Raw genomic sequence first — 15,676 nt, forward strand, 5'->3', positions numbered from 1 at the left:
TCTGCTCACGATGAACACGAAGCACAGAAAACGACTGCCCCACACGACGCTGGACTACTTCGATGCGCGCGAAGCCGTCGATGCAATCCAGCCCGGCGCCTGGGCCAGGCTGCCCTACACCTCGCGCGTGCATGCCGAGAACCTGGTGCGCCGCTGCGACCCGGCCATCCTCGTCGACTCGCTCACGCAACTGATCGAGCGCCGACGCGACCTCGACTTCCCGTGGTTCCCGACGCGCGTGGTGTGCCACGACATCCTCGGCCAGACCGCGCTGGTGGACTTGGCCGGCCTGCGGGACGCCATCGCCGACATGGGCGGCGATCCGGCGCAAGTGAACCCGGTGGTGCCGACGCAGCTCATCGTCGACCATTCGCTGGCGGTGGAATTCGCCGGCTTCGACCCCGATGCGTTCGAGAAGAACCGCGCAGTGGAAGATCGCCGCAACGAGGACCGCTTCCACTTCATCGAGTGGACGAAGAAGGCGTTCAGGAACGTCGAGGTGATCCCGCCGGGGAACGGGATCATGCATCAGATCAACCTGGAGCGGATGTCGCCCGTGATCCATGCGCAGGGCGGCGTGGCCTTTCCCGACACGCTGGTCGGCACCGACAGCCACACGCCGCACGTCGATGCGCTGGGTGTCATCGCGATCGGCGTGGGTGGGCTGGAGGCGGAGAGCGTGATGCTGGGGCGTGCCTCGTGGATGCGCCTGCCGGACATCGTCGGCGTGGAGCTTGCCGGCAGGCCGCAGCCCGGCATCACCGCGACCGACATCGTGCTGGCGCTGACCGAGTTCCTGCGCAAGGAGAAGGTGGTCGGCGCGTATCTCGAATTCTTTGGTGAAGGTGCGTCGGCCCTGACGCTTGGCGACCGCGCAACCATTTCCAACATGACGCCGGAGTTCGGCGCCACGGCGGCGATGTTCTACATCGACCAGCAGACCATCGACTACCTGCGGCTGACCGGAAGGGAAGACGCGCAGGTGAAGCTGGTGGAGCGCTATGCGAAGGAAGCTGGCTTGTGGGCGGATGCGCTGGTGACCGCGGAGTACGAGCGGGTGATCCGCTTCAATCTGTCCGGCGTGGTGCGCAACATGGCCGGCCCTTCGAACCCGCACAAGCGCCTGCCGACTTCCGAACTGGCCGCGCGCGGCATCGCGGCGCCATGGCAAGAGATGCCTGGCCAGATGCCCGACGGCGCGGTGATCATCGCGGCGATCACCAGTTGCACGAACACCAGCAATCCGCGCAACGTCATCGCGGCCGGCCTGCTGGCGCGCAATGCCAATGCGCGCGGCCTGGTTCGAAAGTCATGGGTGAAGTCGTCGCTGGCGCCGGGCTCGAAGGCCGTGCAGCTCTATCTCGAAGACGCCGGGTTGCTGCCCGAGCTGGAGAAGCTCGGCTTTGGCATCGTGGCCTTCGCTTGCACCACCTGCAACGGCATGTCGGGTGCGCTCGATCCGCAGATCCAGCAGGAGATCATCGAGCGTGACCTGTATGCCACAGCGGTGCTTTCGGGCAACCGCAACTTCGATGGCCGCATCCATCCGTATGCGAAGCAGGCCTTCCTGGCCTCGCCGCCGCTCGTGGTGGCCTATGCGATTGCCGGCACCGTACGCTTCGATATCGAGAAGGATGTGCTGGGCATCGATGCGAACGGCCAACCTGTCACGCTGAAGGACATCTGGCCGAGCGACGAGGAGATCGACGCCATCGTTGCCGCCAGCGTGAAGCCCGAGCACTTCCGCCGCGTGTACGAGCCGATGTTCAAGGTGGGGGTGGCAACCGACGACCAGGTCAGCCCGCTGTACGACTGGCGCCCGCAAAGCACCTACATCCGCCGCCCGCCGTACTGGGAAGGCGCGCTGGCCGGCGAACGCACATTGCGAGGGCTGCGCCCGCTGGCCGTGCTGCCAGACAACATCACGACCGACCACCTGTCGCCGTCCAACGCCATCCTGCGCGACAGCGCAGCGGGGGAGTACCTGCACAGGATGGGCCTGCCCGAAGAGGACTTCAACTCCTACGCCACGCACCGCGGCGACCACCTGACGGCGCAGCGGGCCACCTTCGCCAACCCGCAACTGGTCAACGAGATGGCCGTGGTCGATGGCCAGGTGAAGAAGGGTTCGCTGACCCGCATCGAGCCCGAGGGCCAGGTCGTTCGCATGTGGGAAGGCATCGAGACCTATTTGCAACGCAAGCAGCCGCTCATCATCATCGCGGGCGCCGACTATGGCCAAGGCAGCTCGCGCGACTGGGCCGCCAAGGGCGTGCGCCTCGCAGGTGTGGAGGCCATCGCGGCCGAAGGCTTCGAGCGCATCCACCGCACCAACCTGATCGGCATGGGCGTGCTGCCGTTGGAGTTCAAGCCCGGCGTGAATCGCTTGACGCTGGACCTGGATGGCACCGAGACCTATGACGTGGTGGGTGAGCGTCGTCCGCGTGCCGACCTCACGCTGGTCATCCATCGCCGGAATGGTGAACGCGTCGAAGTGCCCATGTCCTGCCGGCTCGACACGGCCGAGGAGGTCTCGATCTACGAAGCGGGCGGCGTGCTGCAGCGCTTTGCCCAGGACTTCCTCGCATCCGCAGGAGTGCCCGCCTGATGCCACACCTTCCACAGACCAGGATCCCCGCCACCTACATGCGCGGCGGGACCAGCAAGGGCGTGTTCTTTCGCCTGCAAGACCTGCCCGAGGCCGCGCAAGTGCCAGGCAAAGCGTGCGACGCCCTGCTGCTGCGCGTGATCGGCAGCCCCGACCCGTATGGCAAGCAGATCGACGGCATGGGCGCGGCCACGTCGAGCACCAGCAAGACGGTCATCGTGTCGAAGAGCGCGCGGCCCGACCATGACGTCGACTACCTGTTCGGCCAGGTGTCCATCGACCAGCCTTTCGTGGACTGGAGCGGCAATTGCGGCAACCTGTCGGCGGCCGTTGGACCGTTCGCGATCAGCAATGGTCTTGTCGATGCGAGCCGCGTTCCGTGCGATGGCGTCGCCACGGTCCGCATCTGGCAAGCCAACATCGGCAAGACCATCATCGCGCATGTGCCGATCACCGACGGTGCCGTGCAGGAGACGGGCGACTTCGAACTGGACGGCGTGACCTTTCCGGCCGCCGAAGTCCGGCTGGAGTTCATCGACCCGGCTGACGAAGGCGAGGGCGATGGTGGCGGCGCCATGTTCCCGACCGGGCATGTGGTCGATGACCTGGAGGTGCCCGGCATCGGCATGCTGAAGGCCACGCTGATCAACGCCGGAATCCCGACCATCTTCGTCAACGCCGACGCCATTGGCTACACGGGCACCGAGTTGCAGGACGCGATCAATGGCGATGCGAAGGCGCTGGCCATGTTCGAAACCCTCCGCGCACATGGCGCGCTGCGCATGGGGCTGATCCGGCACCTCGACGAGGCGGCCAGGCGGCAGCACACGCCCAAGATCGCTTTCGTCGCCCGGCCCGCCGGCTACACGGCGTCCAGCGGCAAGGCCATTGGAGAGGGCGATGTCGACCTGTTGGTGCGGGCGCTGTCGATGGGCAAACTGCACCACGCGATGATGGGCACGGCTGCCGTGGCCATCGGCACCGCGGCCGCGATTGCTGGCACGCTGGTGAACCTCGCGGCCGGCGGCGGCGCACGCCAGTCCGTGTGCTTCGGCCATCCCTCGGGCACGCTGCGCGTGGGCGCCGAGGCTGCGGTGGTCGACGGCCAGTGGCGCGTCACCAAGGCCTTGATGAGCCGCAGCGCCCGCGTGCTGATGGAAGGCCATGTCCGCGTGCCGTTTTCGAATCCCTGAGGAACCCCGAATGTCCACCCGCAAGCAACTCAAGACCCTCGTCGAAGCCCGTCGCGGCGTGATCGTGCCCGGCGCGTTCAACGCGCTGTCAGCCAAGGTCATCGAAGACCTGGGCTATGAAGCCATCTACGTCACCGGTGCCGGCGTCACCAACATGTGGTTCGGCATGCCGGACCAAGGCTTCATGGGCCTGCACGAGATCGCCGAGCACACGGCGCGCATCCGCGATGCCGTGAGCCTCCCGCTGATCGTGGATGCCGATACAGGATTCGGCAACGCGCTGAACGTGCGCCACACGGTGCGCGTGCTGGAGCGCGCCGGCGCCGATTGCATCCAGCTCGAAGACCAGGTCGCACCCAAGCGCTGCGGCCATTTCTCCGGCAAGGAAGTCATTTCCACCGAGGAGGCTGTCAGCAAGATCAAGGCGGCGGTGGATGCCCGGCACGACCCCGACTTCCTCGTCATGGCCCGCACCGATGCCTGTGCCACGCAGGGCTTCGAGGCGGCCATCGAGCGCGCCGCGAAGTTTGCCGAGGCCGGTGCCGACATCCTGTTCGTCGAAGCAGTCACCACGGCCGAGGAGATCCGCGCCTTGCCGAAGCGCCTGGGCAAGCCCCAATTGATGAACATGGTGATCGGCGGCCGCACGCCGATCTTTGGCGCGGAAGAACTGGGCGCGCTGGGCTACGGCATCGTGCTGTACGCCAACGCTGCGCTGCAAGGCGCGGTGGCTGGCATGCAGAAGGCGCTGACCGTGCTGCGCGAGACGCGGCGCATCGACGAGGATCCGGCCCTGGTAACGCCCTTTGCCGAACGCCAGCGCCTGGTTGGCAAGCCGGAATGGGATGCGCTGGAGAAGCGATACGCCTGATTCAGCAGCGGCGGCTCATTGGACAACGAGCGGCGGCGGGAAGTACGTGCGTGCCGCCACGCCACCCTTGGGCCGATAGAACCGGAACGTCAGGCTGTAGCGCGAGCCCTTGGGCGTGGGCAGCCAGTTGCCATTCGGAACCCCTTCAGGTTGCGCATCGGCGAAGTAGAGCGTCAGCGACCCATCCGCGCCGTATTGCAGCTTGGATTCCTTGTTGAGCAGGTAGCGCTTCAGAGGGTTGGGCAGTACGCGCCGCTGGACCGAATCGACGGCGATCACCGACCAGAAGTGCGTCGCGTACTGGGCGGGCAACTGCTCTTTCGTGAAGTGCAGGATGTAGCCATGGTCCCCCGACAGCGGCTTGCCCGCCGCGTCCGCAAAGGATTTGTAGTAGATGACTTCCTGCGGGGTGTTGGCCCAGATGCCACCGTAGTTGATGAGCGTGCGCACCAGCCAGTCGTCGCCGTAGATACCCGAGGTCGACGGCAGCGACCAGCCATCGCGCGTCGTGCCGTGCCCGAGATTGGGCAGCGCCTTCTTGATGTCGGCGAAGGCCTGGCTTCGGATGACCTCGTCGATGCGCTTGCGCTCCTCCGGTTGCTGGATGGCCTTGGCGATCGCGCGCACGTCGGCTTGCAACTTCTCCATGCCGGGATTGATGTCCGCCTCGCTGTCGAGCGCCAGTTCGGCCGACTCGAAGGCTTCGACGCCCGGCAGCGCATCCATCTCGAACATCACCGTCTCCGGTATGGCGGGCAGGGGCGGTTGACCCGACGCGCGGATCTCGAACTGCTGCTGCAAGGCGATCGCCTCGTCCCAGTTTGCGCCCAGTTCGACCCGCGACAGCACACGCATGGCCTTGACCGGCACGTCGACGCGCTGCGTGTCGGCCGGCACCTCCACGCTGCTTCCCTCCAGGCACACCGCGAACTTGCCGCTCGGGTGTTGGGGGAATACGCGCTCGTTGAGGTTGGCAACGGTCTCGCCCCAGCCGTTGAGGAACTGGACCGTGTAGTAGCGGCCCGTGATCTTCGGCACTGTCACCAGTGCGCAACTCGTCTCGTCGATAGCGACCCAAGCCTCCGAATAGGCGACATCGAGATTCGGGTTGGGCCAGTCGACTTCGCCGGGCTTGCGGTGGACGAGCCCGTTCCATTGGAAGCCCTCCTTGAAGTCCAGTTGCTGCTGCCGAAGCACGAGCAGTCGGCTCAGGAGGTAGATCCAGGCGTCGCTGACCTGCTGGTCCGTCAGGGTCGGGGTGCTCATTGGCGGTCTCCAGTCACTTGGAGCGAACCACGTTCGGCAGCTTGTAGCTGCGGTCGAGCAGTGCTTGCGTCGGCACGTACGCACGCACGAGCAGCGCGAACTGCCCGTCGGGCGCGGGCAGCCAGTTGGCCTGCGCATCCTTGTCGGACGGCGGATCGCGGGACAGGTGCAAGGTCAGCGAGCCATCGTCCGCAAACTTGAGTTCGTTGGCGTCCAGGTTCACCGTGCCGATGTTGGTGCGCCCATTGGGGCTCTTCGCGAGCATGAAGTAGTCGCGGTCGTACATCGTCAGGGACCAGAAGCCGCCGCGCTCGCGATCCACCGGCGGCAGGGCGTCCTTCGGGAAGGTCACGGTGTAGCGGTAGCGCCCTTGCAGCAGCGCGCCCTTGTCGTCGGTGCCGCGGATGAAGTAGATCGCCTCGTGGAAGTCGTTGACGTAGATGTAGATGACGGCGGCCTGGGCGCGGCCGAACCAGTCGGTGCCCCAGGCGCCGCCGTTGTCCTGGCATTGCCAACCATTGCCCGCATCGACACCGACCTGTTCGTATTTGGCGCTGTCGTGCAGTTCGGCATCGGCGGCGAGGGCGGTGCGGTCGAGCAGGGCCTTCCATGCGGGGTCGGAGGCGCGCAGCGCCAGCAGCGTGCGGGCCTGCGCGGCCATCGGCGCGTCGTCGGCGCTGACCTCGGAGTTGAAGTCGAGTGCCTTGGCCAAGGTGTCCCAGAAATGGGTCGGGTCCACGGGCTTCGCACGCAGCATGTCGGGGTCCGCCGCCACCATCTCGGGCGTGACACCGGGCGGGAACACCTTGTTGCGCGCACTGGCCTCGCAATCGAAGCGAAGCGGGCCGGGCTTGTCGAGGCTTTGCGCGACCATGCCGATCTGATTGAGCACGGTCCGCGCAAGCGCCTTCGATTCGCCGGTGTTCGCGGCGAAGCTTCGCCCGAACACACCGACGACGTTGGTGGGACTGCGCAGCACGTCGATGTATCCGCTGGGCGTTTCACCCGTCCAGTTCGGCCCGACCAGCAGGAACTTGCCGCCCGGCGTCTTGCTGGCCGAGCCCAGTTGGTGGATCACGGTGGTAAACAGGTCGCAGATCTGGATCGTCCAGTAGTGTCCTGGGGGTGCGTCGCTGGGTGTCTGGACCACGACCGGTCCGTCGGTGAGATCGGCGAAGCCGGCGCCGTAGATGGTGTCGCGTTGGGCGTGACGACCTTGCGTTGCGCGGATGACATGTGGTCGTCGAGGTAGCCCATCATGTTCTTCGGTGCACCGGGGAACAGGCCCATGGTCGCGCCGGGGCCGGCGGCCTTCATCACATCCCAGCTGCTGGTGCGGCCGAAGGCGTCGACGGCGGGATAGGCCCAGTAGTAGACGATGCGGGCCAGCGATTCGATGTACTTCTCGTTGGCCAGGCGGGCGGGCACGCCGGCCGCATTGGCGAGATCGGGGTGCGCAGGATTCAATGCCCTCACGGCATAGGACGCGTTCATGGTCGACTCCATCAGGACATTCGGGCGCAGGGCTCGGCCCATTGCCGTGGGCTCGGGGCAGCGGACATGCTAGGAGCCGGGAATTCCTTGCGCAACGGCCCTTTGGTGCATGCGGGCCATGCGCGGATCAAGGGTCGCTCGGAGCCGTGTCCAGATCGATGGGATCGCCGCAAGCGGCGCTATGAAAAGCCTGCCAGCTCGCTGGCCACCAACTCGAGGAATGTCTGCCCAAGCTGCGAGGGTGGCCGGTTGACATTGGTCACGCTGTAGATCGCGAACCGGGGCGCGTCCGGGATCTCGATCAGCGTGAGGTTCTCCGAACGATGGGCCCGCGCCGACAGGTTGTCGACGAACGCGACACCTGCGCCGCTCGCGGCCATCGCGCAGGCCGCATAACCCGAGCGCACCTCCACCGCGACCTGCCGCGCAATGCCGAATTTTTCCAGCCAGCCATCGATGACCCGGCTCTGGGGTGCTTCAGGGCTGTAGACGACCAGCCGCTGGCGCAAGGCCGTCGCCAGGTCGAACTTCTTCTTCCCCAGCAATGGGTGGCCCTTGGGCACGACGCACTGCAAGGTCCAGCGCCCGATCTCGCGCACCTCCAGCACGGGATGGTCGAGCGGGGCGCTGGAGATCGCCACATCCGCCTCCTCGGCGACCAGCGTCTGGACGATCTCGCGCGTCGGCAGCGACTCGAAGAACACCTTCGAATGCGTGAAGCGTTGCAGCAGCTTCGCGGTGGCGCCAGGCACGAGTTGCAGGGCGGTATTGGCACTCGACAACACCCGCAGCGTGGCATGGTCGCCGAAGCGCAAATGGGCCGCCACGTTCTGCACATGCTGGACGCCGCGATACACCTTGTCGACCTCAGCCTGCAAGGTGTGCGCCTCCGGCGTGGCGATGAGGCGGGCATTGCGACGTTCGAAGAGCGTGACGCCCAACTGGATTTCAAGGTGCCGGATGAGCCGGCTGACCCCCGGCTGCGACACATGCAGCAGCCTGGCCGCATTGGTCGTGGAGCCGGTCGTCATGACGGCGCGAAAGACGTCGATCTGGCGCAGGTTCACGCTGAGCCTCGTACTACTGTCTGGTCGGTGGAAACCCGGATCAAGAACCTCATGTTATAGCCTGGGCCGTGATTGGTATTGGACCGGGGTGGCATGCGTTCCTAGCATCGATGCCATTCACACCATCCTTGCAAAGAGACAAACATGAACCCGATCTTCCGCCCCGTGGCCAAAGGCCTCCTGGTCGCCGCCGCCGCATTGACGCTTTGCACCACGCAGGCACAGACCTGGCCTGCCAAGCCCGTGTCCCTGGTCGTCGGCTTCGCGGCCGGCGGCTCGGCGGACAACCTGGCGCGCCTGTTGGCGCAGAAGCTCGGCAGTTCGCTCGGCCAGCCTGTCATCGTCGACAACAAGCCGGGGGCGGGCGGCACCATTGCAACCGCTGCGGTGGCCGCGTCGAAGCCGGATGGCTACACGCTGCTGATGGTCACCAGCGGCCATGCAGGCAGCGCGGCGCTGTACCCCAAGCTCAGCTACGACACGCAGAAGAGCTTCGAGCCCGTGGCCAAGGTCGGCGCATCGCCGGTCGTGATCGTGGCGCCGGCCTCGGCGCCCTACAAGCAGTTGAAGGACGTGATCGATGCGGCCCGCAAGAGCCCCGGCAAGCTCAACTACGCGGCGGGCGGCGGCGGCGCGACCACCACGAGCCTGGCGGCCGAGTTCCTGAAGAACGAAGCGAAGATCGACATGGTCATGGTGCCGTACAAGGGCTCCGGCCCCGCACTGACGGCGCTGCTGTCGGGCGAGGTCGACCTGGGCTTCGACATTCCGTCGAGCGCACTGCCGCACATCAAGGCCGGCAAGCTGCGCCCGCTGGCGGTGACCACGAAGACGCGATCGAGCGTGCTGCCCGATGTACCGACGGTGGCGGAGCAGGGCATGGCCGGATTCGAGGTGACCGGTTGGTTCGGCGTGCTGGCGCCGGCCGGAACGCCTGCCGCGGTGGTCGCGCGGCTCAACAAGGAAATCAACGCCGTGCTGGGCGATCCGGAAACGAAGGCCAAGCTCCAGGCCATTGGCGTCGAGGCGGCCCCGGGAAGCCCTGCCGATTTCGGCAAGCTGATGGCCAGCGAGACCGTGCGCTACGGCGACGCCATCCGCAAGCTCGGCATCAAGGCGGAGTGAGCCGCGACATGAATGCCACTGAACGAACTGCCGACGTCGTGATCATCGGCGGCGGCCTGGGCGGCGTCTCCGCCACGCTGGCGGCGGCACGGCTGGAAGCGAAGGTCATCCTGGTGGAGGAACTCGACTGGCTCGGCGGGCAATTGACTTCGCAAGCCGTTCCGCCCGACGAATATCCGTGGATCGAGTACCTGACGGCGTCGCAGAGCTATGCCACGTTTCGTGAAACGATCCGCGACTACTACCGGCGGCACATGCCGCTCACGGACGCGGCGCGCACCCGCATTCGCCTCAACCCGGGGCAGGGCAACGTCAGTTCGTTGTGCCACGAACCGTGGGTTGCGGTGAAGGCGATCGACGAGTTGCTGGCGCCGCACCTTGCGGCGGGCCGCGTGACCGTGCTGCGCAAGCATCGCGTGCTCCAAGCCGAGACCGACCGGGACCGCATCCGCGCGGTGCATGTGCGCGACCTGGAGGCCGACACGGAGCTTGTGCTGACCGCCCCGATCTTCATTGACGCCACGGAGATCGGCGACTTGCTCGAACTGGCCAAGGTCGAGCATGTGTTCGGCGCGGAAGCGCAGTCGCTGACCAATGAACTGCACGCACTGCCTGAAGCGGACCCTTTCGACCAGCAGGCCATCACCTGGTGCCTGGCCGCGGACTACCTGCCCGGCGAGGACCACACCATCGACAAGCCGCGCGACTACGAGCGGCTCAAGACACTGCAACTCGACTGCTGGCCGGGCCCGCAACTGAGCTGGACGCTGAGCGACTTCGTCACGCACCAGCCGCGCGAACGCCCTCTGTTCGTCGGACCCACCGACACCGACTCGCTCTACGACCTGTGGCACGCGCGGCGCATCGCGTACCGGCAAAACTTCGTGCCGGGCAGCTATGCCAGCGACATCACGCTGGCCAACTGGCCTCAGATGGACTATTGGGAAAAGCCAGTCGTCGGCGTGCCACCCGAGGCGCAGGCGCTGGCGCTGGAAGAAGCGCGCCAGTTCAGCCTGGCCTTCTTCTACTGGATGCAGACCGATGCACCGCGTCACGATGGCGGCTACGGCTACCGCGGCCTGAGGTTGCGCGGCGACGTGCTGGGCACGACCGACGGATTGGCCAAGCAAGCCTACTACCGTGAAGGGCGGCGGATCCAGGCGGAGTTCACCGTGCTGGAACAGCACATCGGCGTGGCGGCGCGACCGGGCGAGACACGCGCCGAGCACTTTGCCGACAGCGTGGGCATCGGCGCCTATCGCATCGACCTGCATCCGAGCACGCGCGGACGCAACACGGTGGACATCGACTCGTTCCCTTTCCAGATCCCGCTCGGCGCGCTGCTGCCGGTGCGTGTCGAGAACCTGCTGCCGGCCTGCAAGAACCTGGGCACCACGCGCATCACCAACGGCGCGTACCGCGAGCACGCGACGGAATGGAGCATCGGTGAAGCGGCCGGCACGCTGGCGGCGTTCTCTCTCGCGCGCAAGCAACCCTTGCGTGCAGTCCGCGCCGACAAGGGCCTGCTCGGTGACTTCCAGCGCACGCTGGAAGGGCAAGGTGTGCTGCTGGCGTGGCCAAGCTTCGGTGCATTGACGCCTGTTCAGCGCGTGGGCTACCAGCACGCCAAAAGTTGATGAGACGAACTTGTCAGCCGCTTCAGATGCGCGTGGCGATCAGCGGCGAATAGCGGTTGGACGTGGCGTTCATCTTCGTCGCGCGGGCGTAGGCGTTGTAGAAGGTCTCGCGCGTCGAGCCGCCGTCCATCGGGTTCCAGTCGATGACGATGGTGGCGGGGCTGGCATAGGTGTAGTTGCCGGTGTTCAGCGGATGCGCCGGCGGTGGCGAACTGGAAGTGGGTTGCGTCTTGATGTACTGCACCGTGCCGTTCGGGAAGAAGTAGTAGTAATAGTCGCTGCCATCCCAGACCTTCCACCAGCCGTACAGCCAGGCCATCGCGGCGTCGCCGGCAGTCGGCGAGACAGCGGCATCGAAGTAGGTGTCGAGGTCGATCCAGCCGACCAGCTTCTTGAAGTCGTAGGGGCCGTTGCCGCGCACGCGCTTGATGACGTCGCAGCCCATGCTCTTGCCGCCTTGGCCCCCGGCCGCGCGCAGCAGCACATCGCCATCGAAGCCAAGGCACACGTCCACATGGAAGGACGCGTGGCGAAGAATGTCGCCATAGGAGCCGGTTGTTCTGCCTCGACACCACCCACGATGTCGGCTTGCCGGCCTTCTTCACGATGCCTTCCAGGTCGAAGCCGCCGAGGTAGGTCTTCGAGCCCATCTTTGCGCCGTACCAGCCGGTGAAGCCATTGCAGCCGGTCATGATGCCGCCCTTGGCCCAGTTGTCGGACATGACCTTCTGCGAGAGGCCGGTCATTTCCGTGTACTTGGAAGCCGTTGCACCGTTCGAGGTGATGACGGTGTTGCCGGGCAGGACCGAATCGAGCAGCTTGCGCGCGTTGTCGCGGACAGTGGACATGGGTGCCTCCTTGAAGGTTGACTGATCGCCGGTTCGAAATCAGTCTAGGCAAGGGAGGCCGACACTGAAAGAGCCGAGGGGCTGTTGGGTCACCAATCCATGGGAGGTAATAGTGCCCAAATCGGGCACGTCCGATGGGCGTTCTACCGCGTCATCGGCAGCGCCACGCCCATTGCCGCGAACATCCCGCCGCACACGCGGTTGAAGTTGCGCCCCGCGCGCTCCAGCAGCGGACGGATGCGATGCGCCAGCAAGGCCAGCAGGTATTCCACGATCACCTCGATCGTCACGAAGACCACGGCCATGATGACGAGTTGCGTGGCCAGGTCGCGCGCCGGGTCGATGAACTGCGGCAGGAAGGCGCCGTAGAAGAGCAGGGCCTTCGGGTTGGAGACGGCGGTCAGCAGGCCCTGGCGGAACATCGTGGCGCCGCGCGTGTCGGAGGTCGCGGCATCGGCCCGCAGCTGGATGGCCGGTGCGCGCCAGAGCTGGATGCCGAGCCAGATCAGGTAGGCGCCGCCGACGAACTTGAGCACGACCAGCGCATGCGCCGAAGCTTGCAGCAGGGCGCCGATGCCGAGCATCGAGAGCGCGATCAGTGCCGTGAAGCCGACGGCGCCGCCGGCCACGGTGAACAGCGTCTTGCGGTGGCCGTGCAGCGCGCCATGCGTGAGCACGAGCAGGCTGTTGGGCCCGGGCGTGAGCGACAGGCCGGTGGCGGCGACGAGGTAGAGCAACCAGGTGTGAAAAGTCATGCGGGGATTGTGTGCGTTTTGCGGCGGCGCACATGGACAGCCGGGTCGCCAGCGCCTATTGTTCTGGCCGGAAGTCGACGATGAGGCAACTATTGCGAGGGATGCACGATGAAGCTCCACTACCACCCGATCTCCACCACCAGCCGTCCGGTCATGCTGTTCGCCGCGGAGAGCGGCATTCCGCTGGACATGCAGGTGGTCGACATCTTCACCGGCGAGCACATGAAGCCGCCCTACACCGGCCTCAACCCGAACAAGCTGATTCCGACGCTGGAGGACGGTGATTTCGTGCTGACCGAGAACTCGGCGATCCTCAAGTATCTCGCCGACAAGACCGATTCGCCGGCCTACCCGAAGGACCTGCAGAAGCGCGCCCGCGTCAACGAGCGCATGGACTGGGTCAATACGCAACTGTGCATCGACCTGGTCTACAGCCTGGTCTATCCGCAGATCTTCGACACCCACAAGCGGCGCAGCGACGAGGCGCAGGCCGCCACGCTGGAGCGGGGACGCGAGCGGGCACTGGGTTGGCTGAAGGTGCTGGACGAAAACGTGCTGGGCCAGGGCAACAAGTACCTGTGTGGCGACGACATCACCATCGCCGACTACCACGCCGTGTCCTACGTGGCGCTGGCCGAGGTGATCGGCAGCGACCTGGCGGCGTTTCCGAACGTGAAGGCCTGGCTCGGGCGAATGAAGGCGCTCAAGAGCTGGGGCAAGGTCTTCGAAGTGATCGACGGCTATGCCGCGTCGCTGAAGAGCAAGCAGATGATGGCCGTCTGAGCCATCGTCATTACCGCAGGAGCACCCCATGATCCGCAAGCTGCACCACAACGCCTACCGCTGCCGCGACTCGGAAGAGACGCGCGCCTTCTACGAGGACTTCCTGGGCCTGCCGCTGGTGACCACCCTGGAACTCGGCCAAACCAAGACCGGCCGCGAGACGCATGCGCTGCACACCTTCTACCGGCTGGACGACGGCTCGCACCTGGCCTTCTTCGAAGTCGACGACATGCCTTTCGAGTTCAAGGAGCAGCACGACTTCGACCTGCACATCGCGCTGGAGGTCGGCGCCGATGTGCTGCAGCCGATGATGGCCAAGGCGCGCGAGAAGGGCATGGAATGCCGTGGCCCTTCGGACCACGGCATCATCGACTCGATCTACTTTCGCGACCCCAACGGCTACGTGATCGAGTTGTGCGCCAAGCGCGCCAACCATGACGAGATGATGGACCCGGCGAAGAACGGTGCGCGCGAAAAACTGGAGCACTGGACGGCTGCAAAGGCTGGCACGCCTGCTTGAAGGCTCCCTCTCCCCTCCGGGGAGAGGGCTGGGGTGAGGGGCCACCTCGCCAGCGGTCACCAACCGTCCGTGCACCGCGCTCCACCCAATGGCATGATCGCCGTCCCACCTGGAGCACAACCCCATGATCGTCGAGCGCATCTGGACCGGCAACGCCTATCGCAACTACAACTACCTGATCGCCTGCCCCGAGACCGGCGAGGCCCTGGCCATCGACCCGCTGGACCACCAGAAGTGCCTGGCCGCGGCCAAGGACAAGGGCTGGGACATCACGCAGATCCTCAACACCCACGAGCACCACGACCACACCGGCGGCAACGAGGCCGTGGTCGCGGCGACCGGTGCCAAGGTCATCGCGCACCACCAGTCGGGCTCGCGCATCGCGGGCGTGGACCGCGGCGTCAAGGCGGGCGACATCATCAAGGTCGGGAAGACCGTCGAGCTGGAATGCATGGACACGCCCGGCCACACGATGTGCCACATCTGCCTGCTCGCGCACACCGACCAGCCGGCCCTGTTCTCCGGTGACACGCTGTTCAACGCGGGCGCCGGCAACGTCCACAACGGCGGCAATGTGGAGAGCCTCTACAGCACTTTCGTCGACCAGCTCGCGAAGCTGCCCGGCCACACGCGCGTCTATGCCGGTCACGACTACATCGAGAACAACCTGCGCTTCACGCTGGCGCGCGAGCCGGACAACGCGGCCGCGCAGGCGCTGCTGTCGCAGGTCGCCGGGCACGACCCGGCGACGGTGCATGTGACGACGCTGGACGAGGAGAAGCGCATCAACACCTTTATGCGCCTGGCCAGCCCGAGCGTCATCGCGATCCTGCGCAAGGAGTTTCCGGACCTGCCGGAGCAGCCGGATGCGAAGACGGTGTTTGTGAAGTTGCGCGAGCTGCGCAACAAGTGGTGAGCTGAGTTGGTCGGGCCGGCCGTTCACTCACACCGGAAATCGACGCCGGTATCGCCCGGGGCCTTGCCCAGCATCTTGGCGGTCAGCTGCTTGTTCTCGCAATAGGTCGCGGCGCCGTTGTAGCTCGATGAGCGCAGGTTGCCGTTGCGCAGGTGAATGACGTCGTTCGGCACGACGCCGCAGCCGGCGAGGGCGAATCCGAACAGAAGGGCGGCGAGGTACTTGGTGAGGCAGGTCATGGAGCCGGTGAGGGTCAGGCGGAGATGGGGCGTTGCCCGCATCGTACCGGACCAGGCCGGCGTGCAGGCAACTATGGGCGCGACGGATAGACGCCTGCCGTGCAGATGCAGTAGATCGCACCCGGAACCGGCTCCTTGCCCTTGAGGTTGGGCAAGGCGAAGGTGCTCTTGCCGTCGCCGCCGTACGTGGTCCCCAGCAACGAGAAGAGCGCCGTGTTCTGCCCGATCTGGTGCAGCGATCCATCGCACAGCATCCAATCCTTGGGGGCGTAGTTGAAGGCGAAGAGCTGAATCGATCCGAGGAAGTAGTCCATGTGAGTCCTTTGGGAGGTGGCCGGGGATGCTACTGCTGGG

15 protein-coding genes and 1 pseudogene are annotated in these 15,676 nt (G+C 65.8%); 8 read left to right on the forward strand and 8 right to left on the reverse strand.

Features of this window, described 5'->3' with window-relative positions; translation table 11 throughout:
• The first annotated feature begins 10 nt into the window (after positions 1-10).
• Genes acnD through WKW79_RS00310 form a run of 3 tightly spaced genes read left to right on the forward strand, consistent with a single transcriptional unit; the run spans position 11 to position 4,672 of the window.
• Positions 11-2,608, forward strand: coding sequence for a Fe/S-dependent 2-methylisocitrate dehydratase AcnD (acnD, locus tag WKW79_RS00300; RefSeq protein WP_340333099.1), 2,598 nt, complete (start codon positions 11-13; stop codon positions 2,606-2,608).
• Positions 2,608-3,801: a 2-methylaconitate cis-trans isomerase PrpF gene (gene prpF, locus WKW79_RS00305; protein ID WP_340333100.1), complete on the forward strand. Its 1,194-nt coding sequence runs from the start codon at positions 2,608-2,610 to the stop codon at positions 3,799-3,801. The genes acnD and prpF overlap by 1 nt, the downstream gene beginning before the upstream one ends.
• A 10-nt stretch (positions 3,802-3,811) precedes the next feature.
• Positions 3,812-4,672: an isocitrate lyase/PEP mutase family protein gene (locus tag WKW79_RS00310; RefSeq protein WP_340333101.1), complete on the forward strand. Its 861-nt coding sequence runs from the start codon at positions 3,812-3,814 to the stop codon at positions 4,670-4,672.
• A 15-nt stretch (positions 4,673-4,687) separates the two neighbouring features.
• Here the strand turns inward: WKW79_RS00310 and WKW79_RS00315 are convergent, their stop codons facing one another.
• The 4 genes from WKW79_RS00315 to WKW79_RS00330 all read right to left on the reverse strand — a co-directional run bounded on the left by WKW79_RS00315 (position 4,688) and on the right by WKW79_RS00330 (position 8,499).
• Positions 4,688-5,938, reverse strand: coding sequence for a DUF1214 domain-containing protein (locus WKW79_RS00315; RefSeq protein WP_340333102.1), 1,251 nt, complete (start codon positions 5,936-5,938; stop codon positions 4,688-4,690).
• Between the two features lie 13 nt (positions 5,939-5,951).
• On the reverse strand, positions 5,952-7,088 hold the full coding sequence (locus WKW79_RS00320; protein WP_340333103.1) for a DUF1214 domain-containing protein: 1,137 nt from the start codon (positions 7,086-7,088) through the stop codon (positions 5,952-5,954).
• The gene (locus WKW79_RS00325) at positions 7,013-7,432 is read right to left on the reverse strand and encodes a hypothetical protein (protein ID WP_340333104.1); all 420 of its coding nucleotides are present in this window, start codon (positions 7,430-7,432) and stop codon (positions 7,013-7,015) included. Before WKW79_RS00325 ends, WKW79_RS00320 begins: the two co-directional genes overlap by 76 nt.
• 179 nt (positions 7,433-7,611) lie before the next feature.
• The gene (locus WKW79_RS00330; RefSeq protein ID WP_340333105.1) at positions 7,612-8,499 is read right to left on the reverse strand and encodes a LysR family transcriptional regulator; all 888 of its coding nucleotides are present in this window, start codon (positions 8,497-8,499) and stop codon (positions 7,612-7,614) included.
• Positions 8,500-8,643: 144 nt separating this feature from the next.
• On the opposite strand from WKW79_RS00330, the gene WKW79_RS00335 reads away from it, so the two are divergent.
• Both WKW79_RS00335 and WKW79_RS00340 read left to right on the forward strand, forming a co-directional pair.
• Positions 8,644-9,624 carry a tripartite tricarboxylate transporter substrate binding protein gene (locus WKW79_RS00335; protein WP_340333106.1) on the forward strand — a complete coding sequence of 327 codons (981 nt, stop codon included), beginning with the start codon at positions 8,644-8,646 and terminating at the stop codon, positions 9,622-9,624.
• Between the two features lie 8 nt (positions 9,625-9,632).
• On the forward strand, positions 9,633-11,261 hold the full coding sequence (locus WKW79_RS00340; protein WP_340333107.1) for an FAD-dependent oxidoreductase: 1,629 nt from the start codon (positions 9,633-9,635) through the stop codon (positions 11,259-11,261).
• 22 nt (positions 11,262-11,283) lie between these two features.
• Here the strand turns inward: WKW79_RS00340 and WKW79_RS00345 are convergent, their stop codons facing one another.
• Together WKW79_RS00345 and WKW79_RS00350 are read right to left on the reverse strand one after the other, a co-directional pair.
• Positions 11,284-11,775: a hypothetical protein gene (locus tag WKW79_RS00345; RefSeq protein WP_340333108.1), complete on the reverse strand. Its 492-nt coding sequence runs from the start codon at positions 11,773-11,775 to the stop codon at positions 11,284-11,286.
• A 477-nt stretch (positions 11,776-12,252) separates the two neighbouring features.
• On the reverse strand, positions 12,253-12,864 hold the full coding sequence (locus WKW79_RS00350) for a LysE family translocator (protein ID WP_340333109.1): 612 nt from the start codon (positions 12,862-12,864) through the stop codon (positions 12,253-12,255).
• Positions 12,865-12,972: 108 nt separating this feature from the next.
• On the opposite strand from WKW79_RS00350, the gene WKW79_RS00355 reads away from it, so the two are divergent.
• From WKW79_RS00355 to WKW79_RS00365, 3 genes are all read left to right on the forward strand, one after another.
• Complete coding sequence (locus tag WKW79_RS00355; RefSeq protein WP_340333110.1) at positions 12,973-13,647, forward strand: glutathione S-transferase family protein; 675 nt, start codon at positions 12,973-12,975, stop codon at positions 13,645-13,647.
• A gap of 28 nt (positions 13,648-13,675) precedes the next feature.
• Complete coding sequence (locus WKW79_RS00360) at positions 13,676-14,167, forward strand: VOC family protein (protein ID WP_340333111.1); 492 nt, start codon at positions 13,676-13,678, stop codon at positions 14,165-14,167.
• Positions 14,168-14,291: 124 nt separating this feature from the next.
• A complete protein-coding gene (locus tag WKW79_RS00365) occupies positions 14,292-15,083 on the forward strand; it encodes a hydroxyacylglutathione hydrolase (RefSeq protein ID WP_340333112.1) in 792 nt (263 codons plus the stop codon).
• Positions 15,084-15,106: 23 nt separating this feature from the next.
• On the opposite strand, the gene WKW79_RS00370 is transcribed toward WKW79_RS00365, so the two are convergent.
• A complete protein-coding gene (locus WKW79_RS00370) occupies positions 15,107-15,322 on the reverse strand; it encodes a hypothetical protein (RefSeq protein ID WP_340333113.1) in 216 nt (71 codons plus the stop codon).
• Positions 15,323-15,447: 125 nt separating this feature from the next.
• A pseudogene (locus WKW79_RS00375) lies at positions 15,448-15,636 on the reverse strand (phage tail protein); the annotation flags it as partial.
• Positions 15,637-15,676 lie beyond the last annotated feature (40 nt).

It is taken from the genome of Variovorax robiniae, assembly GCF_037889955.1.
In the GTDB taxonomy this organism is placed as follows: Bacteria; Pseudomonadota; Gammaproteobacteria; order Burkholderiales; family Burkholderiaceae_C; genus Variovorax; species Variovorax robiniae.

Coding starts and splice junctions, on each gene's coding strand:
- prpF (WP_340333100.1), top strand. CDS start 2,608: ATGCCACACCTTCCACAGACCAGGATCCCCGCCACCTACATGCGCGGC.
- WKW79_RS00340 (WP_340333107.1), top strand. CDS start 9,633: ATGAATGCCACTGAACGAACTGCCGACGTCGTGATCATCGGCGGCGGC.
- WKW79_RS00370 (WP_340333113.1), bottom strand. CDS start 15,322: ATGACCTGCCTCACCAAGTACCTCGCCGCCCTTCTGTTCGGATTCGCC.
- WKW79_RS00350 (WP_340333109.1), bottom strand. CDS start 12,864: ATGACTTTTCACACCTGGTTGCTCTACCTCGTCGCCGCCACCGGCCTG.
- WKW79_RS00310 (WP_340333101.1), top strand. CDS start 3,812: ATGTCCACCCGCAAGCAACTCAAGACCCTCGTCGAAGCCCGTCGCGGC.
- WKW79_RS00355 (WP_340333110.1), top strand. CDS start 12,973: ATGAAGCTCCACTACCACCCGATCTCCACCACCAGCCGTCCGGTCATG.
- WKW79_RS00360 (WP_340333111.1), top strand. CDS start 13,676: ATGATCCGCAAGCTGCACCACAACGCCTACCGCTGCCGCGACTCGGAA.
- acnD (WP_340333099.1), top strand. CDS start 11: ATGAACACGAAGCACAGAAAACGACTGCCCCACACGACGCTGGACTAC.
- WKW79_RS00315 (WP_340333102.1), bottom strand. CDS start 5,938: ATGAGCACCCCGACCCTGACGGACCAGCAGGTCAGCGACGCCTGGATC.
- WKW79_RS00335 (WP_340333106.1), top strand. CDS start 8,644: ATGAACCCGATCTTCCGCCCCGTGGCCAAAGGCCTCCTGGTCGCCGCC.
- WKW79_RS00365 (WP_340333112.1), top strand. CDS start 14,292: ATGATCGTCGAGCGCATCTGGACCGGCAACGCCTATCGCAACTACAAC.
- WKW79_RS00325 (WP_340333104.1), bottom strand. CDS start 7,432: ATGAACGCGTCCTATGCCGTGAGGGCATTGAATCCTGCGCACCCCGAT.